This is a genomic window from Paenibacillus sp. NPDC058177 (assembly GCF_042883835.1).
Classification (GTDB): Bacteria; Bacillota; Bacilli; order Paenibacillales; family Paenibacillaceae; genus Paenibacillus_AQ; species Paenibacillus_AQ agri.
In genome coordinates this window covers 422,926-445,161 of sequence record NZ_JBHVVB010000006.1, presented here as the reverse complement: position 1 = coordinate 445,161, position 22,236 = coordinate 422,926, and the positions used below count along the sequence as shown (strand labels likewise).

The 22,236-nt window shown below is 49.8% G+C and carries 18 protein-coding genes; 15 read left to right on the top strand and 3 right to left on the bottom strand.

The features are described from left to right. Positions 1-13 precede the first annotated feature (13 nt). Positions 14-2,515 carry a hypothetical protein gene (locus ACFVU8_RS23470; protein WP_387430513.1) on the top strand — a complete coding sequence of 834 codons (2,502 nt, stop codon included), beginning with the start codon at positions 14-16 and terminating at the stop codon, positions 2,513-2,515. Between the two features lie 90 nt (positions 2,516-2,605). Here ACFVU8_RS23470 and ACFVU8_RS23465 read toward each other — a convergent pair whose 3' ends face one another. Next, a complete protein-coding gene (locus tag ACFVU8_RS23465) occupies positions 2,606-3,361 on the bottom strand; it encodes a helix-turn-helix domain-containing protein (protein WP_379467784.1) in 756 nt (251 codons plus the stop codon). A gap of 336 nt (positions 3,362-3,697) precedes the next feature. Here ACFVU8_RS23465 and ACFVU8_RS23460 point away from each other — a divergent pair, with 336 nt between their 5' ends. From ACFVU8_RS23460 to ACFVU8_RS23395, 14 genes are all read left to right on the top strand, one after another. After that, entirely contained in the window at positions 3,698-4,837 is a 1,140-nt protein-coding gene (locus tag ACFVU8_RS23460; protein WP_387430511.1) for a BMP family ABC transporter substrate-binding protein, read from the top strand. Positions 4,838-4,917: 80 nt separating this feature from the next. Next, positions 4,918-6,480 carry an ABC transporter ATP-binding protein gene (locus tag ACFVU8_RS23455; protein WP_387430509.1) on the top strand — a complete coding sequence of 521 codons (1,563 nt, stop codon included), beginning with the start codon at positions 4,918-4,920 and terminating at the stop codon, positions 6,478-6,480. Continuing rightward, positions 6,473-7,519, top strand: a complete 1,047-nt coding sequence (locus ACFVU8_RS23450) for an ABC transporter permease (RefSeq protein WP_066376011.1) — start codon at positions 6,473-6,475, stop codon at positions 7,517-7,519. Before ACFVU8_RS23455 ends, ACFVU8_RS23450 begins: the two co-directional genes overlap by 8 nt. Continuing rightward, a complete protein-coding gene (locus ACFVU8_RS23445; RefSeq protein ID WP_175369887.1) occupies positions 7,516-8,454 on the top strand; it encodes an ABC transporter permease in 939 nt (312 codons plus the stop codon). Before ACFVU8_RS23450 ends, ACFVU8_RS23445 begins: the two co-directional genes overlap by 4 nt. A gap of 54 nt (positions 8,455-8,508) precedes the next feature. Then, positions 8,509-9,465: a nucleoside hydrolase gene (locus ACFVU8_RS23440; RefSeq protein WP_387430507.1), complete on the top strand. Its 957-nt coding sequence runs from the start codon at positions 8,509-8,511 to the stop codon at positions 9,463-9,465. A gap of 3 nt (positions 9,466-9,468) precedes the next feature. Further along, the gene (locus ACFVU8_RS23435) at positions 9,469-10,872 is read left to right on the top strand and encodes an ADP-ribosylglycohydrolase family protein (protein ID WP_387430505.1); all 1,404 of its coding nucleotides are present in this window, start codon (positions 9,469-9,471) and stop codon (positions 10,870-10,872) included. A gap of 740 nt (positions 10,873-11,612) precedes the next feature. Continuing rightward, positions 11,613-12,725, top strand: coding sequence for an amidohydrolase/deacetylase family metallohydrolase (locus tag ACFVU8_RS23430; protein ID WP_387430503.1), 1,113 nt, complete (start codon positions 11,613-11,615; stop codon positions 12,723-12,725). Then, positions 12,691-13,794 (top strand): DgaE family pyridoxal phosphate-dependent ammonia lyase, encoded by a 1,104-nt coding sequence (locus tag ACFVU8_RS23425; RefSeq protein WP_387430501.1) that lies wholly within the window; start codon positions 12,691-12,693, stop codon positions 13,792-13,794. Before ACFVU8_RS23430 ends, ACFVU8_RS23425 begins: the two co-directional genes overlap by 35 nt. Before the next feature lies 1 nt (position 13,795). Beyond that, positions 13,796-14,551, top strand: a complete 756-nt coding sequence (gene dagF / locus ACFVU8_RS23420; RefSeq protein ID WP_175369882.1) for a 2-dehydro-3-deoxy-phosphogluconate aldolase — start codon at positions 13,796-13,798, stop codon at positions 14,549-14,551. Then, on the top strand, positions 14,544-15,560 hold the full coding sequence (locus tag ACFVU8_RS23415; protein ID WP_387430499.1) for a sugar kinase: 1,017 nt from the start codon (positions 14,544-14,546) through the stop codon (positions 15,558-15,560). Before dagF ends, ACFVU8_RS23415 begins: the two co-directional genes overlap by 8 nt. 11 nt (positions 15,561-15,571) lie before the next feature. Then, on the top strand, positions 15,572-16,285 hold the full coding sequence (locus ACFVU8_RS23410; protein ID WP_387430497.1) for a GntR family transcriptional regulator: 714 nt from the start codon (positions 15,572-15,574) through the stop codon (positions 16,283-16,285). Positions 16,286-16,588: 303 nt separating this feature from the next. Then, entirely contained in the window at positions 16,589-17,350 is a 762-nt protein-coding gene (locus ACFVU8_RS23405; RefSeq protein ID WP_387430495.1) for a methionine ABC transporter ATP-binding protein, read from the top strand. Beyond that, positions 17,343-18,005 carry a methionine ABC transporter permease gene (locus ACFVU8_RS23400; RefSeq protein ID WP_175369897.1) on the top strand — a complete coding sequence of 221 codons (663 nt, stop codon included), beginning with the start codon at positions 17,343-17,345 and terminating at the stop codon, positions 18,003-18,005. Before ACFVU8_RS23405 ends, ACFVU8_RS23400 begins: the two co-directional genes overlap by 8 nt. A 45-nt stretch (positions 18,006-18,050) precedes the next feature. Next, positions 18,051-18,884, top strand: a complete 834-nt coding sequence (locus ACFVU8_RS23395) for a MetQ/NlpA family ABC transporter substrate-binding protein (RefSeq protein WP_387430493.1) — start codon at positions 18,051-18,053, stop codon at positions 18,882-18,884. A gap of 118 nt (positions 18,885-19,002) precedes the next feature. On the opposite strand, the gene ACFVU8_RS23390 is transcribed toward ACFVU8_RS23395, so the two are convergent. Together ACFVU8_RS23390 and ACFVU8_RS23385 are read right to left on the bottom strand one after the other, a co-directional pair. Continuing rightward, the gene (locus ACFVU8_RS23390) at positions 19,003-21,537 is read right to left on the bottom strand and encodes an FtsX-like permease family protein (protein ID WP_387430491.1); all 2,535 of its coding nucleotides are present in this window, start codon (positions 21,535-21,537) and stop codon (positions 19,003-19,005) included. Next, the gene (locus tag ACFVU8_RS23385) at positions 21,534-22,232 is read right to left on the bottom strand and encodes an ABC transporter ATP-binding protein (RefSeq protein ID WP_387430489.1); all 699 of its coding nucleotides are present in this window, start codon (positions 22,230-22,232) and stop codon (positions 21,534-21,536) included. Before ACFVU8_RS23385 ends, ACFVU8_RS23390 begins: the two co-directional genes overlap by 4 nt. Positions 22,233-22,236 lie beyond the last annotated feature (4 nt).

Genomic DNA, 22,236 nt, shown 5'->3' with positions numbered 1-22,236 from the left:
GGGAGGGAGTGTAATGAACAAACTTAGAACGACTGGTGCGGCCATACTGCTCTGTACAACTCTTTTCATCCAGACAGCGGGCTATGGGGGTTACACGACTACTGCAAGTGCTGCTCCAACTGCACCTCAAGGTTTTACACTGGATCAGTTAGGGACAATCGCCCTGAAAAACGGGGTTAGCGTCAAATTGACCGATGTCAATCTGATGGAACAGGACAACGGTAATATATTGACCTACTCATTGAGTTATACCAATGGTACCAATAACAGTGTTCTTTTAAAAGACTATTTCAATAAAGTGACTACTCCGGGAGGTACCGTTGTCCAGGGCAATACAGTGACCAGCAGTACCTATGCTAAATCTATTCCCGCTAAATCTACCCAGAACGTCACTTATTATGTGAATATCGGCAAGGCTAATAAGATTAACGGGATGAAGATATCCTTATATACTTGGGATTTCAACAGTGCAGATTTCCGGAGACAGCTGGGGACCTTTACCGTTCCTGCTGCCTATTCTATCATCGTTCCCCAAGATCAGAGTAAAAATCTTACACTGAACAACCAGCCGGTTAGCACCAAGGCCGAGAGCTTGCAAATCTACAAATATAATGGGAAAGTATATGCAAAAGTAGGCATCAGCTTCTCCAATCTTGGAACGAAGGCCCTTGAGGACTTGAATTTAAAAGGATACCTCGCCTCGGCGGGAGGCTCGATCTTTAAGCTGTCCTTGGATGATACGGCAGGAGCGAATCATAAAGTGCAGCCCAAGGAGAAGAAAACAATCTTTTTCCTGACAGAAATGCCTTCCTATATTAAAACAGATAAAATGCGCCTACAGTTCTCCCAGGAGGACAGTGCGCTGAAGATTGAGCTACCGGTGGCCAGCTATAATCTTCCGGCAGCTACTACGCCAAATCTCGTGGTCCCAAGTACCGTGGTGAAGAAGATTCTGATTAGCAATAACACTGTAGAAACTGAGCTGAAAAGTGCAAAAGTAGCTGCAAGCGGCAATTCGGCCAAGTGGGCGCTAAAATTCCGGGTGAAAAATAGCGGCAATAAATCCGTTACGCTGCCTGCATATAAGCTTGAAGTGAAAGCGTCGGAAGGCTTCAGCTTCCCGGTAGATTCCAAGGCATTCGCAAGTCTGACGCTAAAGCCACTGGAAGAGAAGACTATCGACCTGACTGCTGAGGTACCATTATCAGTAGATCAGGCTAAGCTACAGTTACAGTTGGTAGAGCCTGCTGCGGAGGGGAAGATTATTTTCCCGACTGCTTACTATCAGATTCCGTATTCGTTGCAAAGTAACCAGTGGCAGGATTCAGAATATATGGTAGATAACAATCATGGCAAGTTCGGTGTGAAGTTTGTAAATATTCAACGGCTGCCATGGCTTGATAAAGATCAAATGGTGGTCAAAATCAACATTCGCAACCTGCAACCGACTTCCGTGCAGCTCCCTACCCTTAAAGGGATTGTCATGGCTGAGGACAACAATGTCAGTGGTACTTCGCAGGTGGTGACGGAGGATACCCAAACGATTCTGGCTCCGAATGAGACGGTGGCCGTCTATGTGCTGTTCACAGTTCCTTATGCGTATACATTTAATCATTTAAAGATTGAACTCCAGGAAACAGTAGGAGAGGAGAAGGAGAACTTCCTGACCTTGAACACTACCCAACTGTATAACCAGGTAAAAGAGATCGAACCTCTTAGCCCCTTCAAGCTAGAGTTAGTAGGGAAGAAAGCAGAGGTCGTTGAGCTACTTACCACTGTCTATCCGGGCACGGGCTCCAATATTATGTATACAGAGCTGGTTATGACAAATGAGGAGAAGCGCAGAGCCGATCAGGCGCAGCTTGTGGCGTACTACAAAACGCAGGACAATTACTACTATGAAGCCAAGGTCAGCCAGTCGGAAACGCCACCGGGTCCTAACGGGAAAAGCTTGGTGACCGTCTGGAGCAAGATTCCCGCGAATGTGGACCCATCAAAGCTGGTACTCTATCTGGGCGAAGGGGTGGCTGATGGCAAGCTAACCTCTCCTGGTGGCAAACCGACCGGTTTTATCAACACGGTGTCGCTAGGACTGAACATGGTTACTGAGGAGCCGCAAAACAATCTGCTGGGCATAAATATGTCTCCATATACGTTATCCATTACGGATGCGAATGCCACAGTTACTGTTGGCAGCGATACACTGAATGCGGTGTTGAATTATAATCTTGAAGTCAGCAATTTGTATGAAGCCGGTCCATATGAGCATAAGCTTGTGCTGGAACTCGTTGATCCACTGGGGCAGTCGATGTCTCAGACGCTGAATTTTGGTACAGATCTTCAGGTAGGGAGCTTCAAACGATATGCGATGACGTTAACTAGTAATGGATATAAGACGCTGGATGGAGGAGCAATCCGGTTGAATGTATACGATGAGTTCCAAGGACAGCGGAAGCTGTTGGCGACACAAACGTATAAGCTTACTACATTAAGAAAGAAAACCGACCAGCTATAATGAAATGGTGTTATTAAAAAAGATAGAGAAGAAGCCGTGAGGGAAGTCTCACGGCTTCTTTACGTGCTATATAAGATGAATAAAAAAGCACTAATTAGCTCTATTATTGATACGGAAAGTGCGTGGGGTCAGACCGATCTCCCGTTTGAACATGTTGCAGAACTGGGCGTCATTCACAAAGCCTGAAGCAGCAGAGACTTCAGAGATGTGCATTTGTGTGTGCTTGAGCAATGATTTGGCATAGTCCAGACGCTTTAAAAGAAGATAACGCAGCGGCGAACAGCCATAGCGTTCTTTGAATAAATGGCGGAACCGATCATAGCTATAGCCGGACATCTCTGCCAGGGAGCCAATCGGCAGTTTTTGCCGATAATGCTCGTCCATATAATTCATAACATATTGTACACGGTCCTCCGAAAGCGAGGGTGATCCTGTAGCTCCCAGCAAGCGGAGTAAGTGAACAGTGATTTCGCTCATCTGAAGATTCAGCAGCTCCGCGAAACCGTCACGCTTCCGGCAAAACTCCTCTTTCATCCGGAGCAAGTTCTGCAATACAGTCTGTTCTTTATCATCTTCATAAACCCCGGCCAGCGCATTCATCTGCGGGTTATCGCAATGAAAACCTACGAATAAAATATCGGCCTCAGGCTGATGGTTCTCGTCATGCTTGGTATTTGGCGGGATCAGTGAGAAGGATGAGTTACGAAAATGATAGCTTCGCGTCCCAACGTTACAGGTTCCCAATCCTTTTATATAGTAAACCAGTTCGTAGCATTCATGCTGATGCGGGGGGATATAAGTTCCAGATTCATGCTCTGCGCTTACAATATATAGAACACGTACCATGTTGATCCTCCTTGTTGAGTCTTTTAGCCGAATCGTACAAAAATATGACCGAAACTATATAATTATTTGTAATGATATTTGTTATGATCGTATCAGTTAAACCGAATATTCGCAACCTGACCGGCCATCTCGTTCGGAAATTGATTCGGTTTATGCAGGAGAATATCATGAAAACATCCATTTTGTAATGAAAAAAGGAAAAATTCATGATTATCATTATTTGGTTTACATTTTCAAACTAGAAATAGACTGACGTAAATTGTGCAAATCTTTGACTATCGGAAAAGACGGGTCCTGACAGAACGACCAACTACAAACAGGGGTGTGACTAGGGAAATGAAAAAGAAGGTTCTGGCATTAATGCTACTGACAGTAATGGTACTGGTAACGGCATGTGGTAGCGGTGCATCCAATAATGGGACGTCCACAACGAATGGAAACCAGACGGCAGAAGGCGGAGAAACGGCTTCGGCTGGTAAACTGAAGGTCGTATTGATTATTCCAGGCACGCTGGGAGATAAATCTTTTTTTGATGCGGCGAATAACGGTCTCCAGAAAGTGAAGGAAGAGCTCGGTGCAGAAACCAAGGTCGTTGAGATGGGTACAGATAAAACCAAATGGGAGCCTACGTTCAATGACATCGCGGCTGGGGACTGGGACGTAATCATCTCCGGTGGCTCTGAGATTACAGAAATGTTCAACGCTACAGCAGAGGCTAATCCGGATAAAAAATTCATCAACTATGATACGGACATCGATGAGGCTCCGGCTAATATGTACAACATGTCTTACGCGACTAACGAGGTGTCTTTCCTTGCAGGCGCAGTTGCAGCTTTGGCAACACAGTCTGGTATGCCGAATGCCAACAAAGATAATGTAATTGGTTTTGTAGGTGGTATGGACATCCCTGGGATCAATGCTTTCCTGGTAGGATACATTCAAGGTGCACAGTATGTTGACCCAAGTGTAAAAGTAGCAGTGTCCTATGCAGGTGACTTCGTCAACCCGGCCAAAGGCAAGGAACTTTCGCTGATTCAATACAACTCCGGTGTAGACGTGATTTTTAATGTAGCTGGTGGTACAGGCCTCGGCATCTTCGATGCAGCTAAAGAGAAGAAGAAATATGCGATTGGTGTCGATTCCGACCAAGCGGCGCTGATTAAAGATACTGACGCTGAAAAAGCCAATCTTATCATTACTTCGGCAATCAAAAAAATTGATATGGCGATTCTAGGGGCAGTGAAAAAGCTCCAGAACGGTACCCTTGAAATGGGTAAACGAGATGTACTGAGCTTCGTGGATGACGGTGTGGGAATTGCCGAGAACGATATCTACAAAAATGTTCTGCCAGCGGACCTCCAAGCCAAAGCGGATGAAGTGAAGCAAAAACTCATTAACAAAGAAATCAAGGTAGATAACGCAATGGGGATGGAAACCTCGGAAGTAGAAGCGATCCGTAATGCGGTTAAACCTTAATTCTATAAAAGATCAATATTCCAAAATATAAGTTTCGACACTGATTGTCATGACTTCCAAGTTGAAAGGCGTTGAGACCTATGCAAACCGCTCTGCTGGAGATGCGGGGAATTACCAAAGTATATCCAAACGGCGTTGTTGCGAACAAAGATGTTCATTTTTCGCTTCGTGCAGGCGAGATTCATGCGATTGCCGGTGAAAATGGGGCGGGCAAGTCAACACTCATGAAAATCATTTTCGGTATGGAAGAGCCGAGCGAGGGCGAGATTTTTATCAAAGGCGAGAAGGTGCGGCTGCAATCTCCTCAGGATGCTATTGATCGCGGGATCGGCATGGTGCACCAGCATTTTATGCTGGTGCCTTCATTCACCGTGGCCGAGAACATGGTGCTGGGGATGGAGCCGCGCCGGGGTGTTGGCATCAACTACGCCGAAGCTGTACGGATGACCGAGGAGACGGCGCGCAAATACAACCTCGCCGTGAATCCCAAGGCGAAGGTGGAAGATCTGACCGTCGGCATGAAGCAGAAGGTCGAAATTCTGAAAGCCTTGCTGCGCGGCGCCAAGATCTTGATCTTGGACGAGCCTACGGCGGTGCTGATGCCACAGGAGACAGAGGAGCTGTTCCGCGAGCTGACGCAGCTTAAGGAGCAGGGCCATACGATTGTTTTTATCTCGCATAAGTTGAAAGAGGTCAAAGCCATTTGTGACCGGATTACGATTATGCGCAGCGGACGGAGTGAAGGGGTATTTCAGACGGCTGATGTTACCGAGCAGGAGATCTCACGGCTGATGGTTGGCCGGGATGTGGTGCTGAAATACGATAAAGAAACAGCTCCGGATGGTGGTCCGGTACTGACAGTTGAGCAATTGAACGTCAACGATCAGCAAGGTAAGACATTACTCACAGATATCAGCTTCGCGGTACATGGCGGTCAGATTGTCGGGATTGCCGGAGTCGAGGGCAATGGGCAGACACAACTGGTTGAAGCCTTGACCGGTGGACTTACCGGGGTGTCCAGCAGTGGGGCTGTGAAGGTAAAAGGAAAGGACATCCTTAATTCGAGCCTGTTGGATATCCGTCAGCAGGGCGTCGCTTATATCCCTGAAGATCGGATGCGCCAGGGTGCCGCGGGAGAGGCTAGCATTTCCGATAACCTGATCTCTACTCGCTACCGCTCCAAAGAGATGAACCGGGGCCCGTTTCTGAATGGATCAAAGATTGCCGCACTGGCAGCTTCGCTCGTTGAGGAATTCAAGGTGCGCTGTTCTGGTCCTGCTCAGCAGATCGGAATGTTATCGGGAGGCAATATGCAGAAGGTGGTTGTTGCCAGAGAATGTTCAACAGGTCCTGATTTATTGATTGCTGAGCAGCCTACTCGGGGTGTTGACATTGGCGCCGCTCAATTCATTCATAAGAAGCTCTTGGAGCTGCGGCAAGCTGGCAGTGCTGTCCTGCTCGTGTCGGCAGACTTGAACGAAATCCTGGAGATCAGTGATGTTCTCTTGGTCATGTATGAGGGGCAGATTGTCGCTTCCTTCGAGAAGCCTTCTGCAGTAAGTGAAGAGGAGCTTGGATTATATATGCTGGGAATCAAGCGGCAAAATGAGCGGCAGACCGGGGAGGCCACAGAACATGTTTAAATCCAAATATTTCGAGGTCATCCGGACAACCGCAGTCATTGTGATCTCACTGGCGATTGCCTTTCTAATCATTTCGCTCGTCAGCGACCATCCGGTCAAGACCATCGGGATTTTTCTGCTGGAGCCGCTTTCAACTAAAGGACATATCGGCAATGTCGTTGAGATGGCCATCCCGCTCATGTTTACGGGGCTAGCGGTATCGCTGCTGTTCCGTGCGAACATGTTCAACTTGGGTGCGGAAGGTATTTTCTATTTCTCGGGCGTCGTAACTTCTGTGCTGGCGATCCACTTGACCCTGAACAGTTGGCTGCATCCGCTGGTGGCGATTGCCGCCGGATCAATTGTCGGAGCGCTGCTGTCGGCGATTCCGGGGATACTTAAGGCCAAATGGAATGCCAATGAGCTGGTGACCTCTTTGATGTTCAACAATATTTTATTCGGCATCGGATTGTATCTGTTGAACTATCATTTGCGGGATGCCAAGGCCTTCGCCAACGTTTCTTACAAATTCGAGAAAACGGCGCAGCTGAGCAAAATTTTTCAGGGCACACGCATTCATACCGGACTCATTATCGTGGTCGTGCTGATTGTGCTGGCACATCTGTTTCTTTATAAAACCAAATGGGGCTATGAGCTGCGCATGACGGGAATCAACCGGGAGTTTGCCCGCTACTCCGGCATGAAGACAGCCAAAGTTATTATTATGGTCCACCTGATCGCCGGATTTATCGCAGGTATGGGCGGATCGGTGGAGGTGCTCGGGATGTATAGCCGCTTCCAATGGACGTCTTTGCCGGGTTACGGACTGGATGGGGCGCTGGTGGCGATGCTGGCTAAGAACAATCCGTTGTCTGTCATCGCATCAGCGCTCTTCCTGGCTTATATCCGGATCGGTGCGGATCTGATGTCCCGCCTGTCAGATGTCCCGTCAGAGATGATCTCGATCATCCAAGCGGTAATTATTCTATTGATCTCGGCGGAGCAGTTCCTGAAGTTCTGGAAGAACCGGATGCTGCTGAAGGAGGCCAAGGAAGCATGAACAGCCTGCTTAATGTTATTTTGACAACAGACTTTGCGTTCTCGGTTCTCCGGGTGACCACCCCGATTCTGTTCGCGGCCCTGGGGGCCCTGATCTCCAATCGTGCAGGCATCATTAACATCGGGATGGAGGGCATCATGCTTGTCTCGGCCCTGGCCGGTGTTATTGTCAGCTCCTATAGCGGGAGCGCTTGGGTAGGACTACTGGGTGCGGTACTGGCAGGAACGCTGATTGCGGGAATTCTGGCTTTTTTCACCCTCCAATTCAAAACCCATATTATTCTCGGCGGGGTAGCGATCAACATGTTCGCCTCGGGCGGTACGGTGTTTCTACTGTATCTGCTTAGCGGAGACAAGGGTTCATCTACTTCGCTGCCAAGCAAGGTGCTGCCAAGTATCGATATCCCTGTTCTAAAAAATATTCCTGTGCTGGGCCCGATCCTGTCGGGACATCACATTCTGACTTACTTATCCATCGTAGCGGTCTTCGTCGTCTACTATCTGCTCAACCGTACGCCGCTGGGGCTGCGTATCCGTTCGGTCGGAGAGAATCCGCATGCGGCGCAGTCGGTCGGTGTCAGTGTCGTGAAAATCCAGTATATGGCGCTGCTGCTCAGCGGATTTTTTGCCGGACTGGGCGGGGCCTACATGTCGATGGGCTATCTTTCACTCTTCACACGGGACATGGTGGCTGGACGCGGCTGGATTGCCATTGCGGCAGAGTCGATGGGGCGAAGCACAACGGTAGGCACGGCGCTGACGTCATTGTTGTTCGGGGCAGCGGATGCCCTTTCGAATGCCTTGCAAGTTCTTAAAATTCCAGCCGAGCTGATTGCTACACTGCCTTATGTAGCGACAGTCATCGGACTGGTCATCTATGCGGTCTCCGAGACGCGGAAGAAGAACCGCAAAGTGAAAAGTCCGGTCGTTAAGTAGAAATAGTGGAGAGAGCATATACAGACAGACTTACAAGATGAGGAGCGAGACAATATGGCTACACCTATTATTATCGATTGTGATCCGGGTCATGATGATGCGATTGCCATTCTGCTAGCCTATGCACACCGGGATCAGCTGGATATCCGGGGAATTACGACGGTGGGCGGCAATCAGATTCTGGATAAAATCACGGATAACACGCTGAAGCTGCTCAGCTTTATCAACGCCGATATCCCGGTGGCCAAAGGTGCTGCTGCACCGCTGCTTGGCAAGCTTGTAACCGGAGAAGCAGCGCATGGTGAGTCAGGCATGGATGGTCCGTTGCTGCCACCTAGCAAATTCCGTCCGGTAGAGCAAGGTGCGGTGGAATTCATGCTGAATATCATTCGTTCTTCCGAAGAGAAAATTACACTGGTGCCTACCGCACCCTTAACGAATATCGCCCTGCTGCTTACGGCTTACCCTGAAGTGAAGGAGAAGATCGAGAAGATCTCCCTCATGGGCGGGGGCTTGGCCTACGGCAATGTTACCGCAACTGCGGAGTTCAATATTTATGTAGACCCGGAAGCGGCACGCATCGTGTTCGAATCCGGTATTCCGATTACGATGAGTGGCCTGGACGTGACGGATAAGGCGGCTATCTTTGAAGAAGAGATCGAGGCACTGAAACAGCGGGGGCCGGTCTCGGTTATGGTAGGTGAACTGCTCGACTTCTATTCTATCTTCGGTAAAAAAATGGGCTTTGTGGGCAGCGCCCTGCATGATCCTTGTGCCATTGCCTGGCTGCTGCATCCGGAGCTATTCACCTCTGAGAAGCTCTATGTAACCGTGGAGACAGAGGGCAAATTGACCCGGGGGATGACTGTTGCGGACAGACGCAAGAAGCCTGACCGTCCAGCCAACACGGAGGTACTGCTGGGTGTGGACCGCGAGGCATTCATGAAGCTGCTGTTCGACTCACTGGAGCGCCTGGATCAAGAGCTTCTGCGTTCTGCGGAAGGGAACTAGCTTATGGCAGGTTGGGAGACACTGCGCGAGACCGTGCGTTTGGAGCTGATTCAGCGCGGGGAAGAAGGCTGCCGCACGGATGGTTTCGCCGGTAAGCTGGAAGCAGCCGGAGACGATGAAGATAAGCTGATGCAGGTCTACGAGGAACTGATGCAACTGGAAGTAGCTGAGGATTTCCCTTATCAGGAGCCTTCCGGGCTGGAGGACATTCGCGCGCTTCGTCCAGAGGGTCCGCGTAAGCTGGACACCGGGTGGAGCGAGTCGGAATGGCGCGATAAATTCTACGGCGCTTGGCTCGGGCGCAGCATCGGCTGCGCACTTGGCAAGCCGCTGGAATACTGGGATTATCTCTATGGCAAGGACGGTCGTCCCGGCTGGGAGAATGTCGAGCTGTGGTTCCGCGGGGCCGATGCCTGGCCAATTAAGGGCTACACGCCGGGACATTCGCGGGCTGCCGCAGAGTATGGACTTGGCTTAAGCGAATGGACTTTTGCGAGCACAGCCGAGACTATCTCATACATGGAGAGCGATGATGATATCCGCTATACGGTGCTTGGCCTCCTGCTGCTGGAGCAAAAGGGGCTGGATTGGGATTCATGGGATGTCGGCAAGCTGTGGCATCGCCACTTGACGTATAGCCAGGTCTGCACGGCGGAGACGCAGGCCTATATGAACTTCATGCAGGAGACGAGTCACCTGCATGGCGGGAAGCCGGCGGATTGGAGCCGGCGGCAGGAGCGGGTACGGATGCATCTGAATCCGTACCGCGAATGGATCGGCGCCGCCATTCGCGCCGATGGGCTGGCCTACGGCGCAGCGGGCCACCCGGAGCTCGCGGCGGAGCTGGGCTGGCGGGATGCCTCCTTCTCCCATGAGAAGAACGGCATCTACGGCGAGATGTTCAACGCGGCGATGATTGCCGCCGCGTTCGCTGAAAGCGATAACGAGCGGATCATTGAGATCGGCTTGAGCGAGATTCCACACACTAGCCGCCTCGCCAGCGATGTGCGGCGCGGTGTAGAAATTGCCCGTTCTGCTAAGAGCGAACGGGAGTTGGTCAGCACCATTTGGGATACCTTCAGCCATTATGATGCGGTGCACACGAACAACAATGCGGCTCTGGTGGCCGCGTCGCTGGTGTATGGCGGGGACGACTTCGAGAAGGCTGTCGTGACTTCCGTGTATGGCGGAATGGACACCGACTGCAACGGTGCGACGGTCGGCTCCATTATGGGCGCGAAGCTAGGGGCGAGTCAGTTGCCGCAGCACTGGACCGGACCACTGAACGATACGCTGTACGCGGATCTGCCCGGCTTCCATCCGATTGCGATCTCGGAATGTGCCGAACGGAGTTATCAGGTGTTCCTGAAGCTGCGCGGGGAATTTGAGGCGTCTGCTAAGGCATAAATCGTTGAGGACTTGGAGACTATCTGGCTTCGAGGAGTAATTCTAAAGACTGCTGTTCAATTGCAGTCTCTAGAATTACTCTTTTTTTCATAGGGAATGGTGGAATAGATAGAGCCCATTAAAAAAACAAACATAGCTAAGAAAAGAGAGAGCTTATAAGAAGGATCAAAGTGTAATTAACGGCATTTTCGTACCTTAAATCCTTTGGAGCTAGGGGATAGTAGAGATTAAGTGCAATATTGTACCTTAAATCTTCCAGAATACCCCGTCCAGTGTGTTTTTTCGAAAAATAAGATACAATAATGCTCTTATTTCCCTCATTTTCCTATTTTGAAGAAAAATAAGGTGCAAAAATGCTGTTAGTTGGGCAGATGGCTCTCTTTTTCATTGTTAAGACGATGGCGGGTGAAGGGGAATATACTGCTTCTAATGATATCGCTGGGTTTGAACAGCCATGGTTAGAGGTCTTGCTGAAGACGATCTATGTTCCGGTGCCAACTTTCCTATGGAAGGGTGAAGGCTGCTTTCATACGCTTTTTCCACTTACACAGTTCCAAACTTCCTCGTCCGTTCATCTTCGCTTTTTGTTAATTTCTTTTGTTCGGTTTATATAGGTTGTTTTATGTAAAATACTTGCCAGGTACCTGCAACTTGAATATGATAGGAGTAAGAAAACTATTGATCTACAGGTTCATACTGTCATTAAACATTATAACGTTATAATGAATGAGGTGGGAGAGTTGGAAGAAAGGCTCGTGCTTCGTAATTTAAAAAGCATCAATGGGCAGGCCCTGGATATCATCATAGAAAATGGCCGAATTGCAGACATTACGGAGCCTGGGGCAGGTTGTGGACAGCAAGAGTGGGATGGGGCTGGAGCATTTGTGACCAGTGGGTGGATTGATATGCATGTGCATGCTTTTCCCGAATTTCATCCTTATGGTGACGAGATTGATGCAATAGGCGTGAGACAGGGCGTCACCACGATTGTCGATGCCGGGAGCTGTGGGGGTGACCGGATCGCTGAACTGGCTGCCAGCGCGAGTACCGCCAAGACCCGTCTGTTTGCTTTTCTGAACATTTCCCGAATTGGGTTGCAGCGAGTGGATGAATTGTCCCAACTGGAATGGATCGACAAGATTAGAGTTCAGGAAGCCGTGCTGAAGAACCGCTCATTCATCGTCGGATTAAAGGCAAGAATCAGTCAAAGCGTTGTGGGAGATCAGGGTATTGAACCGCTGCGCAGAGCCCGGGAATTGTCTGACGAGACCGGGTTACGACTCATGGTGCATATCGGTTCCGGTCCCCCGGAGATCGAGGAGGTAGTGCCGCTGCTAGAGCGCGGAGATATCATCACGCATTACCTGAATGGAAAGAGCAATAATCTGTTCGACGAAGAAGGTCAACCACTGAAGGTGCTGCAAGAGGCGATTACACGAGGCGTTCATCTGGATGTGGGTCATGGGACAGCAAGCTTTTCCTTCAAAATCGCTGAAGCGGCGAAGCGTCACGGCATTCCGCCTGATACCATCAGCACCGATATTTATCGCGGCAACCGGCTGAACGGTCCGGTCTACAGCTTGGCGAACGTGTTGTCCAAGTTTTTGTATCTGGGCTATTCACTAGAGGATACGCTTGCGGCAGTCACTACACGGGCAGCGGATTGGCTTGGCAAGCCGGAGCTGGGCCGGATAAGGATCGGAGAACCTGCCAACCTTACATTGTTCACCGTAGAGAGCGGGCCAGCCGTACTGGTGGATTCCGAAGGAGAGCAAAGAAATACAGATCAACTCATCCAGGTTAAAGGAGCTGTTGCACATGGTGAATTCATTGAATGCGAAGTACGGGCTTAAGCGTGTTATTAATGCCAGCGGACGAATGAGCATACTGGGGGTATCGGCACCCACTAATACCGTTATGGAGGCTATGAAAAAAGGCGGGCAGAGCTATGTGGAAGTTGCCGATCTGGTCGATAAGGGGGGCGATTATATTGCACGTATTCTCGGCTCCGAAGCCGCAGTGATCGTGAACTCTGCTTCCAGCGGAATCGCGCTGTCGGTAGCCGCCTTGGTAACGCAAGGCAACCGCCGTATCAGCGAGCGTCTGCATCAGGATAAGATTCTGCGAAATGAGATCATTATTCTGAAAGGCCACAATGTGCAATACGGTGCGCCTGTGGAAACGATGGTGTACCTGGGCGGAGGCAAACTGGTCGAGGTTGGCTATGCCAACGAAGGCCGAGGCGAGCATATTGAGGATGCTATCAGCGATACCACCGCAGCGATTCTCTATGTGAAATCACATCATGCGGTTCAGAAAAACATGATTTCTGTGGAAGAAGCCTGGGAAATCGCCCAGCGGCGGGGTGTTCCTCTCATTGTCGATGCGGCAGCCGAGGAAGATATCCACAAGTACGTGAAATGTTCTGACCTAGCCATCTATAGCGGCTCTAAAGCGATTGAAGGTCCGACCTCCGGCATCGTTGCCGGGCGCCGAACGTACGTTGAATGGCTGAAGGTACAGTTGCATGGCATAGGGCGGAGCATGAAGGTGGGCAAGGAGACAGCCTTTGGACTGCTACAGGCGCTGGACGAATACATCGTTAAGGAAGACCGCAGCGAACAGGAAAAAGCGGTACTCCAAATCCTGCTTACACTGAATGAAGTGCCTGGTGTAAAGGTGACCATTGTGCAGGACGAGGCGGGACGTGAGATCTATCGGGGACGTGTGCACCTGGATCAGAGGCAAACTGGAATTAGCGCTGTGACAGCGGTGGAGAAGCTGAGAGAGGGCGATATCGCCATATATACACGGGACTATGGTGCAAGGCAGGGCTATTTTGACATTGATCCGCGTCCGCTGCTGGGCGATGACATACAGGTTATCCAATCGGAAATTTATAAATTGGCAGGAGGAAAATAACATGTCCAATATTGCAAAGCGTTTTTATAACAACCGGGTGGCATTAAATGTACTAGCTAAGGATATTGAGAACGCCAAAGATATTTATGAAGCGGCGGAAGGATATGTTCTGGTAGGCGTCCTCTCCAAAAGCTATAAGACAGCAGAAGAAGCTGTAACGGCGATGCGCGAATACGGCAAAGAGATTGATGATGCCGTGTCGATTGGACTTGGTGCCGGAGATAACCGCCAAGCGGCCGTAGTTGCCGAGATTGCCAAGCATTACGGGGGCAGTCATATCAATCAGGTGTTCCCCGCCGTGGGAGCTACCCGTGCCAATCTTGGGGGAACAGATAGCTGGATTAACAGTCTGGTATCGCCTACCGGCCGTCCGGGCTATGTGAATATTTCGACAGGTCCGCTGAGTGCAGCGGGAGAGGAACACGCCATTGTACCGGTTAAGGCAGCGATTGCACTGATCCGGGATATGGGCGGAAATGCGATCAAGTATTTCCCGATGCAAGGTCTGGAGCTTGAAGAGGAATATCGTGCTGTAGCCAAGGCCTGCGCCGAGGAGAACTTTGCGCTGGAGCCAACAGGCGGCATTGATATGGAGAATTTTGAAGCCATTTTGCGCATCGCTCTGGAAGCCGGAGTGCAGCAGGTTATCCCCCATGTGTATTCTTCGATTATCGACAAGGCATCCGGCAAGACGAATATAGAAGACGTGCGGACTTTGCTGCAAATGATGAAAAAGCTGGCTAACGCCTATGCCTAAAAAGATTGCCGCCTTCGGCGAGGTTATGATGCGCCTGCAGGTACCGGGTCATGATCTGCTGTCCCAGAGCAATATGCTGCGCTACTCTTTTTCCGGGACGGGTGTGAATGTACTGTCAGCGCTGGCCAACTTCGGACATACGGGCTGTCTGATCTCACGCTTGCCACATAACCCGGTCGGAGACGCTGCGGCTACCGAATTGCGTGGACTGGGAATCTCTACGGAGTTCCTCCAGCGCGGAGGAGATTATATGGGGATGTATTTTCTCGAAAATGGATTCGGAGTACGCCCCGGCCGGGTAACCTATACCAACCGTTTGGAGAGCAGCTTTAATACAGCACCTGAAGGCACATACGATTACGGTGGGATAGCCCAGTCCATCGCTGCCATTCATTTCTGCGGCATTACGCTGGCTATGAACGATGCTGTCCGAAGCCATATGAAAGCACTGGCCTTGGCGGTGAAAGCGCAGGGAGGTCTGGTGATTTTCGATTCCAACTACCGCGCTTCGCTCTGGGGAGCAGAAGGTCATACCCGGGCTAAGCCATACTATGAGGACATGCTGAAGCTGGCGGACATCGTTATGATGACTGAAAAAGACGCCTTGTGGACACTAGGGATGAGCACGGACAAAGAGGGACGTAAGGCGCAGCTTGAAGAACTCATTCCGGCTGTAGCCGACGAATATGGCATTAAGGTCATTGCCGGAACCCACCGGGAAATCCACGGCGACAATTCACATTCATTGCTCGGCTACATATACAAGGATCAAAGTTTGGTGTTCGCTGATCCCCTAAGGTTCTCTGTATATGATAGAATCGGTGCAGGAGATGCCTACGCGAGTGGAATTATCCATGGGGAATTAGAGGGCTGGCCCGCAGAGCAAACCGTCCGGTTCGCGGCGGTGGCGGGTATGCTCGCCCATACGATCTCCGGCGATACGCCGAAGGCTTCGGAAGGAGATATTCTCCGTGCGATGACGGAAGCCGTAGGCGATGTGGAAAGGTAGTGGAATTTGACATGAGTTTGTCGAGGCAAGACAGACCGTTGTACCTGCAAATCAAGCATATTTTAAAAGAACGGATTCTTTACGGCGTATACCCGCTAGGGTCCATCATTCCTTCCGAGCCGAAGCTGGAAAAGGAGTTTGCCGTCAGTAAAATTACCGTTCGGGGTGCCGTTCAAGAGCTGGTTCAGGAAGGTTTTCTGGAAAAAGGCAGCGGGAGAGGCACCAAGGTCATCCGCAACAAGGAGACCTCCCGGCTGTCCAAGTGGAAGCATTTCACGGAAATTCTCGTGGAGGCAGGGCATACCATCCGCAAGGAGTGGTTGCGTGCAGAAGTGCATCCATGTGCAGAGGGCACTGAGCCATATCGGCTGTTCGGCGGGCGTTGTCTGAAGCTGGAGCGTATTTTTTTCCTTAACGATGCTCCCTACATTTATTATACGCATTATCTGAGCATGACCGTGGAGGACTTAGAGCTATCCAGCTTTAGCGGACGATCTCTCTATGAATGGCTTGAGGAGCAGGGCATTTCACCTGACAGGCTGCGGGATGAATTCTCTGTTGCCCTCGCCCCGCCAGAGGTGGAGCAGAATCTGTGTCTGCCCAGCAATAGCCATGTGCTGAAGAGAACGCGGTATTCCTTTAACGAGCAGGGAACAGCTATGGAATGGAGCATCGGTTATTACAATACAGAATTGCAGAGCTATGTAGCTGACTATGACGTATAGATCTACAAGCTGTGCAGGTGTGTAATTGTGCAGACGTTGTTTAAGTATGTGGTATATCAGTAAGCAGTTCGGGTTATAATCAGTAAAATCCTCTTCGCGATTCATTCTCGCGGCGGGGATTTTTTTGTATTCGTGGTGCTTTTCCAAAAGAGGATATATCATTTTTAGAAAATTAATGACACAGACGATAAAATACCTTATTATTTAAGGAGATTTTGAATAAAACAGTTTTTGAATATTTATAGTACAATATTTACCTGATCACTTGCTGCTGCCGTAAGGCATGGGAAGGAGGGGATTCATATGCTGTCACTGAGCCGTATAAGCAAGAGCTTTGAAGTCAAGGATGGCGTGTATCAGGCGGTAGATTCGGTGACGCTTGAGGTTGAAAAGGGTTCTATACACGGAATTATCGGGGCAAGCGGGGCGGGAAAGTCCACTTTGCTGCGATTGATTAACCTGCTGGAACGGCCGGATGAAGGCAGCGTTAGCCTCAATGGCCGAGAGATGACCGTGCTGCCGGAGAAGCTGCTGCGACAGGAACGACAGAAGATCGGGATGATTTTTCAACAGTTCAATCTTGTAGCGAATGTGTCGGTCAGCCGGAATGTCTCCATCCCTCTGGAACTGGCTGGTGTCCCGAAGCGTGAGCGAACGGAGCGGGTGGAGGAATGCTTGCGCTTTGTTGGACTGGCAGATAAAGCCGGGCAGTATCCTGCCCAGCTGAGTGGTGGACAGCGGCAGCGGGTTGCCATTGCCCGTGCACTGGCGAATCATCCGGGGCTGCTGCTATGCGATGAGCCAACATCATCGCTTGATCCGGCAACGACTGCGGAGATTCTTGGGGTGCTGAAGCATATCAACGAGAAGCTTGGGGTCACGATTGTCATCGTCACGCATGAGATGGATGTCGTCAAAAGACTGTGCAGCCATGTCTCCGTGATGGAGGATGGACGAATAGTAGATACCTTCTCCCGGGCGGACGGAGAGTTCCTTCCTGCGGCAAGCAGCTCCGGTTCCTACCGGGAGCAGATTCTTGGCAAAGCGAGGGAAGATCATGCTTGAGAATGCCTTCAAATACCAGGAACAAATGTGGCAGTCTATCGGGGAGACCTTCGTCATGGTCGGCATTTCCGTGGGAGCGGCGGTGCTGCTGGGTCTCCCGCTGGGAACGCTGCTCTATTTTTGCCGGAAGGGTCAGCTGTATGAGAATAAGAAGTTGTCTCTGGTGCTGAACACGCTGGTGAACATCGTGCGCTCCTTCCCATTCTTGCTGCTCGTTGTTGCAATGATTCCTGTGACTCGTCTGATTGTGGGAACGGCTATTGGAACGATTGCGGCCACAGTTCCGTTGTCCATTGTCGCCATTGCCTATTACTCCCGTCTGGTGGAGCAGGCATTGCTGGAGATTCCGCGCGGAACTACGGAGGCGGCGTTATCGATGGGAGCTTCGAGGCTGGGACTGATTTTTAAATTTCTGTATGTCGAGGCCCGTTCAGGGCTGGTGCTGGGATTAACCACCTCAACCATCAGCTTCATCTCGTTCTCCACAGTGATGGGTGTGGTTGGAGGCGGCGGGGTTGGTGACTTTGCGATCCGCTACGGTTACCAGCGTTATGAGACCGAAGTGATGGCCTACGCGATCGTGGTCATGATTGTACTGGTACAGATCGTCCAGTTCAGCGGAAGCACTATAGCGCGGCTGCTGGACAAGAAATAAAGCTTGTATCTATATACAAATATTAAACTGGGGGTAATCAAACTAATGAAGAAGTCTATAATTGCGCTGTTTGCAGTAATGGTATTGATCGTGGCAGGTTGTGGTAACAAAAATACATCCGTGAATGATGCAGCACCGGCACCGACAAGCGCCGAGCCTGTAAAAATTAAAGTGGCCTCGCTTATTCCACCGATGACGGATATTCTGGATATCGTTAAACCGCTGTTGAAAGAAGAAGGCGTGGACATGGAAGTTGTGGTGCTGTCGGATAACGTACAACCGAACGAAGCCCTGGCGAACAAGGAAGTGGATGCGAACTTCTTCCAGCACGTTCCTTACATGAAGCAATTCAATGACAGCAAGGGTGCACATCTGGTCCCTGTTCAACCGGTGTACAATGCGATCTATGGCGGTTATTCCAAACGGTACAAGAACATCGCTGATCTGCCTGAAGGTGCTACACTCGTCATGGCGAATGACCCGTCCAACATCGGCCGCTCCCTGGTGATGTTCGAAGCTGCCGGACTGATCAAACTGAAAGAAGGCGTAGGTATTCAGGCTACACAGGCTGATATTACCGAGAATCCGAAGAACTTCAAGTTCAAGGAAGTAGATCTTCTGATGCTGTCCCGTATGCTGGATGATGCCGATCTGGTAGCGATGACTCCGGCCTATGCCAAACCACTGGGATTAACGCCGACAAAGGATGCGCTGATTACAGAGAGCGAGGATTCCGAGTTCGCGATTACCTTGGTAGCACGTGAAGACAACAAGGACTCCGACGCCATCCAGAAGCTGGCCAAGGCGATCAGCGGCCCTGAAGTGAAGAAATTCCTTGAGGACAACTACGCGGATATCGCGCTGCCTGCTTTTAAATAAGATCTGTATATTAAAAAGATGATGTGAAAAAGATGATATGAAAAAGGGCCAGCCCGGTGTATTCCGGGTTGGCCCTTTTGTGTGGAACAGAACTATAGGACGCTGTTGTCCCCACCTCTTAATCAGCTTCGCGCAGCCGCTCCACAATCGTAGATTGGGATAATGTTTTATATGCTCTCAGGGTTACTGTGTAAGCGATGATTAGCAGCACCGGCACGGTGAGTATAAAGGGCAGCCAGCTCATTCTAAATACAGTAAAGGCCATAGCATTGGTAATGCTTTTAGCAACGGTATGGGTCAGCAGTACACCTAATGTTGAGGTTATAAGTACAGTGAAAAGCACGTTGTACAGCCCTTCATAAATCAGAACGCGCTTAAGCTGCTTTTTAGTCATGCCGATGCTCTCCAGAACGGCAAACTCGTTTCTACGCGAGAGGACACCTGTAAGCACGGTATTAATATAATTCAGGACGCCGATCAGAGCGATGACGAAGCTGAGACCATATCCTATCGTTTTGAAAATAGTGATGAATCCGCCAAGCTCGGTTTTGTAATCCTCTCTTGATTTTAAGCTCAGCTCATCTGTAGATTGGACGATAGCTTTGGCAGCTTGCTTCACGGCGCCCAACTTGGCTGGATTGACATGAAGTGTGGCGGAAACGATCATAGCCGGATCGCTGTCCGTGGCTGGATTCTCCAGTAGCTCCGAAGACGGTAGGAAGGCGTTGAAGCCATACGCAGAATAATGTTTTGTTGTGGCCGCATAAATACCTTCCTGCTTCAACAAGGCCATCACTTCGTAGCTTTTGCCTAGATCCGGGAAGGATAGGATATCTCCTGGATGGTAATAGGTATTTATCTCGGAATCATCCGAAAGATCAGCGTTTGAAATGAGTATATATTTGCCGGAATCGAACTTCATCTGGTCAAATTCGCCTGCGATCATATCTTTATCTACCAGCGTATACCAACCCGGGTCTATTCCGTACAAATCAACAGGTATCTTCCCGGTCTTCATCGTCCAAGCGATAGGGGAATCAGGGGCAGCACCAACAGCCAGCGGCTCCAGTACAGCACGGGAGGTATCATCAAAAGGAATACGCTGATACCTGTAATAAACTTTATCCACGGATTCAACGCCGTCAATGCTACCAAGCTGATCAGAGAATGCTTCCGTAAGTCTATAGGGATCACCATTATGTCCACCTGTGATGCTGGTCAATACTTCATTCTGAATAAGCAAATCACCGGATATAAAGGTTGCCAGATATTTGTTCACATCCAGCGAAGAGATTACCGTGAAAATCGTACTGAACAAGACGATGCTGAGAAAGAGTGAAGAGAGCATCAACCCTAATTTCTTTTTACTTCTGAACAAATTAGAGAAAGCCATATGATGCAGCTTCGCTCCATGTTTGGACTTCTTGGTCCTAGTCTTTCTACCACTGTTGATTCCGGCAAATTTCACAGCTTCTACTGGAGAAATACGCGAGGCCATTCGGCCTGGCTTGCTTGACGCAATCCGTACCGTTAGATAGGAGAAGACGGCTGCTCCTACAAATATCCAAGGACTTGAAGAATATACGGTCCCGACAGAGCTGCTTGAAAAGCTATTGCCCATGGGTGTAATCAGGCGGCCTAATAGGTAGCCAAGTCCAAGCCCGAACGGTAGGGAGACCAGATAGAGCCAATGGGCCTGAGTGTGAATTATTTTTCTGAGTTGCCGGGGTGTGGTGCCTATGGTCTTCAGGAGTCCGTAAAATTTCACATCACGCACTACGGAAATATAAAAGATATTGTAAATCAGCAAATAACCACTGAACATGGTGATCAGAATAACTATGATATAAGGAATGGTATTCAAGAGATTGTCAAAAAGAGATACACTGGCATACGCAGGATTCACACCATATTCTACTTTTAATCCAGTGTCAGCTAAGATCCCCTTGATCTTCTCTTCGATATGGAATGAGTTGTCCAGCATGACGCCCAGATCGGATGTGTTAACATAAGAACCTGTTGCTTCAGAGTGGTCAGGATCAATTCCGGAAATGTTTTTGTCCGTAAAAGCTTTGGATACGAAAGCCAATCCGGACATCGCCAGATTCTTATCTGTTTCGTAGTATCCTGAGACTGTGAAGTTCTGGCTAATGACCTTCTCATCGGTATCAATGTCTAGCCGCACCACTGCACCCAATTGATGTTTCGCCCCAAGCATGTCCAGCTCCCAGGTGTTCAAGACAATCTCGTTCTCGCCTGACGGCAGTCCACCCTCTATAAAATCGACAAAGGTATGCTTGGCATAGCTGTCGTCAACATGCAGCACCTCAACACGGTTATTTTTGAAAAGAGGGCTGCTAACTTCACCCACCTTAAGAGATACTCCATACTCTTTAATAGAAGGATGTATACGAAGCTGCTCCAGTTCAGCAGGATTTAAATATTTAAAGCCTCCATGAAAATCACCGCCGGTGGTCTGCATCTGTGCGCGTTCAATTGATTCATTGATGCTGAGGGCCATGGTGAACACGGCCGTAATCAAAATCGTCGTCAACACGATCGCACAGATGATGGCCCAATTGCGTGCCGGGTTAGCTCGCAGGCTTTTTCGGGCCAAGCGGGAGATCACTTTGCGATTATTCGTGACGATCATACGCCGCTCACCTCTGGATTTCCCGTAGAACCGGAGGCGATCATACCATCCTCAATTCGCATAATTCGATCCGCAGTCTGGGCAATTTGCTCGTTATGCGTGATCATCACAATAGTCTGGTTAAATTTCTCACTCATCTGCTTCAACAGAATCAGCACTTCCTGACTGGTCTTGCTATCCAGATTGCCTGTCGGCTCGTCCGCCAGAATGATTGACGGTTTGGTCGCTAGTGCTCTGGCAATGGCCACTCGCTGCTGCTGTCCACCTGACAGTTGAGAGGGGAGTTGCTGAAGTTTCGCTTGTAAACCCAACGTACGGACAACCAGATCAAAATAAGGTTCATCTACACGGCCCCCGTCGAGCTCAATCGGCAACACGATATTCTCCCGGACGTTCAGAATAGGCACCAGGTTATAACTCTGGAATACGAAGCCTACCGATCTGCGCCTGAAAATCGTCAGCTTCTCATCGTTCATGGCAAAAAGATCATGACCGTCCACATAGACTTTGCCCTCAGTAGCCCGATCCAGACCGCCCAGCATATGCAGGAGCGTGCTTTTGCCGCTGCCGCTGGTGCCTACAATGGCGAGAAACTCGCCTTTTTCTACGGTGAGAGATATACCGTCCAGCGCTTTAACTGTATTTTCACCCTTGCCATAATGCTTCTTCAGATGCTCCATTCTTAAAATCGGCATGCTT